Genomic DNA, 2,905 nt, shown 5'->3' with positions numbered 1-2,905 from the left:
GGCGTCGGCAGGGCCAATGTGGGCGGGGCCGGTCCGCCGGGTGCCGGACCCCTCAGGCAGCCGCGGCGGACCGGTGATGTGGGTGGTCCGGGCGCCGCCGACTGCGCCCGGACCACGTGATCAGCTCGGGAGGGACGCCCGGGGGACGGGTGTCCCGGCGGGGACGTCGCGGCCCGGGGGACGGGCACGCTGTGCGAGGCAGGCCGGAGATGCCCTGGCTCCAGCCAGCGACGCGACGTTTCCGCGATCGAGGAACGTGCTTACCCTAACCGATCGACAGGCACTTTGGAAGCGCTCCCATGGCAGATCATCCCGCCTCACCCGCCTCGGGCGAGGCCGGCTCACCTCCCTCGGCGGCAGGATCGGACTTCGGCGGACTCCGGCCGCGGCCGTCAACCGGTCCGCCACCCACGTACCGGAGGAGGGACAAGATGGCCGCGACGATCAGCCGTACCGACCAGGACATCCAGTCCGCCGTGCTCGACGAGCTGACCTGGGAGCCGCGGGTGCAGCCGCACGAGATCGGCGTGACCGTCGCCGAGGGTGTCGTCACGCTGACCGGGCGGGTGGACAGCTACGCGAAGAAGTGGGCCGCCGAGCGCGCCGCGCACCGGGTGAGCGGGGTCCGGGCGGTCGCCAACGACCTCGGTGTCCGGCTGCCCGGCGACGCCGAGCGCGCCGACCCCGACCTGGCCGCCGCGGCCGGCCACGCGCTGGAGTGGGACGCGTTCGTACCCGTCGAGAAGCTCCAGGTGACCGTCTCGTCCGGTTGGGTGACGCTGCACGGTGACGTCGAGTGGGAGTACCAGCGGCGGGCCGCCGAGCGGGCCGTCTGCCGGCTGACCGGCGTACGCGGGGTGAGCAACGGCATCACCGTCCGGCCGGCCGCCGCGCCCGACGGCCGGGACCTGGCCGAGCGGATCGTCGACGCGCTGGCCCGGGCCGGAGCCACCGAGGCCGAGCGGATCAGCGTCCGGGTGCACGGCGACACCGCGGTGCTCGCCGGGCTGGTGCACTCGATGCCCGAGCGGGCCGAGGTGGAGCAGGTGGCCTGGTCCGCGCCCGGGATCCGGGAGGTCCAGAACCACATCGCGGTCGCCCCGGCGCTGCGCTGAACGTGAGCGCGGAACCACCCGGGGCGGGTGAGCCGGCCTCACCCGCCCCGGGAGCAGGCTGGGGGCATGAGTGATCCGAACGGGCTGATCCAACCGGGGCGACCCGCGCCCGGCTTCACCCTGGCGGGCACGCCCGACGGGCGCCAGATCGGGCCCGAGCAGTGCCGCGGCCGGCCGGTCGTGCTCGCCTTCTACCCCGCGGACTGGAGCCCGGTCTGCGGTGACCAGATGTCGCTGTACCAGGCGGCGGCGCCGGTGTTCGACCAGTACGGGGCGGTGGTGCTCGGCATCTCCGTCGACAGCATCTGGTCACACCGGGCGTTCGCCCGGAGTCAGGGCATCGAGTTCGCGCTGCTGGCCGATTTCGAGCCCAAGGGCGAGGTGGCCCGCCGGTACGGCGCGTACACGCCGCAGGGCGAAGCGGCCCGCGCGCTGGTGGTGCTCGACCCCGCCGGGACGGTGGCCTGGAGCTACGGCTCCCCACCGGAGGTCAACCCGGGTGCGGACGGCATCTTCGACGCGCTGGACAAGCTCGCCGAGCGGGGGGTGATGGCCCGATGAGTACGCCACTGCAGGTCACCGCCCGGCTCCGGGACCCGGTGACCAACGAGGACCACGTCCGTGGCCCGGCCGACGCGCCGGTCACCATCGTCGAGTACGGCGACTTCCAGTGCCCGTTCTGCGGCACGGCGTACCCCAACCTGCACGAGATGCTGCGGCAGCGGGCCGAGACGGTACGCATGGTCTACCGCTACTTCCCGATCGCCAACGTGCACCCGTACGCCGAACGCGCCGCCGAGACCGCCGAGGCGGCCGGCGCCCGGGGCCGGTTCTGGGAGATGCACGACTGGCTCTACGAGCACCAGGACCAGCTCGACCCGGTGCACCTCTCGCTCGGCGTCGAGCAGCTCGGGCTGCCGCCGGACGAGCTGAACACCGAGGTGGACAACCGGGTGTACGCCGACCGGGTGCGCCGGGACTTCGTGGGCGGGATTCGCAGCGGGGTGAACGGCACGCCGACCCTGTTCGTCAACGAGGTCCGGCATGAGGGCGGATTCGACCTGCCCGACCTGCTGGCCGCCGTGGACGCGGCAGCCAACGCCTGACGGACCGGACGGTGTCCCCGCCCAACGCCTGAACCGCAGGACCGGCCAGTCGACCGTTCAGATGAGCCGCAGCTCGCGCGCCCGCCGGACCGCCTCACGCCGGCGGGTCGCGTCGAGCTTGCGGTAGATGTTGCGGACGTGGGTTTTGACCGTGTTGACCGACAGCGACAGCTCGCTGGCGATCTCCACGTTGGACAGGATGCTCTGCAGGTACCGCAGGATGGTCAGCTCCCGCTCGGTGAGCGGCTCGTCGAGCGTGCCTCCCGGCCCCGCCGGCGGTCGGGCCGTCGTCTGCTCGGCCTCCCGGACCAGATCGCTGACGAGCGAGAAGTGCGCGGTGCCGGCGTCCAGGTGCGCGGTCAGCAGGTCGCGTACCGGCGGTTCCGCGCGCGTGAAGACCCGGCGACAGCCCGGCGGACCGGCCAGGTCGAGCACCCGCTCCAGGACCCGGCCGGCCCGGCGCCCGTCCCCGCCCCGGTCGGCCAGCACCGCGTCCAGCAGGCCCGCGTCCAGGAGTACCGGCAGGGGCCAGGCCGCGGACGGCGGCGCCTGCCAGTCCGGGAGCGCACGCCCGGCGGCACCGGTGTCGCCGGCCCGCAGCTCCACCCAGGCCAACGCCACCGCGAGCGCCGGGTCCGCCCCGTCGGCGGCGCCGGCCAGCAGGTCGCGGGCGGTGTCCACGTC

The 2,905-nt window shown here is 74.2% G+C and carries 4 protein-coding genes; 3 read left to right on the top strand and 1 reads right to left on the bottom strand.

Translation table 11 applies throughout. From position 1 onward, the window contains the following. Positions 1-431: 431 nt before the first annotated feature. The 3 genes from DKT68_RS30235 (at position 432) to DKT68_RS30225 (ending at position 2,221) form a co-directional block, all read left to right on the top strand. Positions 432-1,115 (top strand): BON domain-containing protein, encoded by a 684-nt coding sequence (locus DKT68_RS30235; protein ID WP_109820782.1) that lies wholly within the window; start codon positions 432-434, stop codon positions 1,113-1,115. Between the two features lie 66 nt (positions 1,116-1,181). Next, entirely contained in the window at positions 1,182-1,676 is a 495-nt protein-coding gene (locus DKT68_RS30230; protein WP_109820781.1) for a redoxin domain-containing protein, read from the top strand. Then, positions 1,673-2,221: a DsbA family protein gene (locus DKT68_RS30225; RefSeq protein ID WP_109820780.1), complete on the top strand. Its 549-nt coding sequence runs from the start codon at positions 1,673-1,675 to the stop codon at positions 2,219-2,221. The genes DKT68_RS30230 and DKT68_RS30225 overlap by 4 nt, the downstream gene beginning before the upstream one ends. A gap of 57 nt (positions 2,222-2,278) precedes the next feature. Here the strand turns inward: DKT68_RS30225 and DKT68_RS30220 are convergent. Beyond that, positions 2,279-2,905, bottom strand: a 627-nt coding sequence (locus DKT68_RS30220) for a helix-turn-helix transcriptional regulator (protein ID WP_236647142.1), incomplete at its 5' end; no start/stop codon positions are given.

It is taken from the genome of Micromonospora acroterricola (assembly GCF_003172955.1).
GTDB classification, from domain to species: Bacteria; Actinomycetota; Actinomycetes; order Mycobacteriales; family Micromonosporaceae; genus Micromonospora; species Micromonospora acroterricola.
This window is presented reverse-complemented; position numbering and strand designations above follow the sequence as displayed.

Coding starts and splice junctions, on each gene's coding strand:
- DKT68_RS30235 (WP_109820782.1), top strand. CDS start 432: ATGGCCGCGACGATCAGCCGTACCGACCAGGACATCCAGTCCGCCGTG.
- DKT68_RS30230 (WP_109820781.1), top strand. CDS start 1,182: ATGAGTGATCCGAACGGGCTGATCCAACCGGGGCGACCCGCGCCCGGC.
- DKT68_RS30225 (WP_109820780.1), top strand. CDS start 1,673: ATGAGTACGCCACTGCAGGTCACCGCCCGGCTCCGGGACCCGGTGACC.